The sequence below is a fragment of the Okeania hirsuta genome (assembly GCF_003838195.1).
In the GTDB taxonomy this organism is placed as follows: Bacteria; Cyanobacteriota; Cyanobacteriia; order Cyanobacteriales; family Microcoleaceae; genus Okeania; species Okeania hirsuta.
In genome coordinates this window covers 1-557 of the sequence record NZ_RCBY01000700.1, presented here as the reverse complement: position 1 = coordinate 557, position 557 = coordinate 1, and the positions used below count along the sequence as shown (strand labels likewise).

The 557-nt window shown below is 32.7% G+C and carries 1 pseudogene; it reads left to right on the top strand.

Going from position 1 to position 557, the window contains the following annotated elements:
* A pseudogene (locus tag D5R40_RS42280) lies at positions 1-305 on the top strand (hypothetical protein); the annotation flags it as partial.
* Between the last annotated feature and the right edge of the window lie 252 nt (positions 306-557).

The following is a 557-nucleotide window of genomic DNA, read 5'->3' as shown; positions in this document are numbered from 1 at the left end:
ATACTATTATAGATTTGTATGTAGTATGTAAATATACCAGCGCACATTGCTATAAGTCGCGTTTATACAAACTGAGTAAAGAGTTAGCTAGTGAGTTTGCCTTTGTCAATCAATTAAATTCATCAGCTAGACAAGCTTCAGTAGAAGTAGCTTGGACTTCGATTAGTAACTTTTATCGTCGCTGTAAAGAAGGAGTAAGGAAGAAAGGCTATCCCAAATTTAAAAAGCATTGTCAGTCTGTAGAACATAAACAATCTGGTTGGAAATTATCAGATGATTGTATGTTTATTACTTTCACTCTCTAGTTTAAATCTGGTAAGTTTTCTCTGTATTGTAATTCAGAAACAAGAGAAGATTTATTTAGGTTAAAAATTAACCGGGTGAGAATAGTTAGACGTGCAGATGGCTATTATTGTCAATTTTGTTTAGACGCTGATAGAAAAGAATTAGGAAATTATACTGGCAATGTCATAGGCATTGATTTAGGTTTAAAATATTTCTATCAGGACTTACGCAAAGACACTATATATAGAGTATGGTCATCTAGAGCGATATAG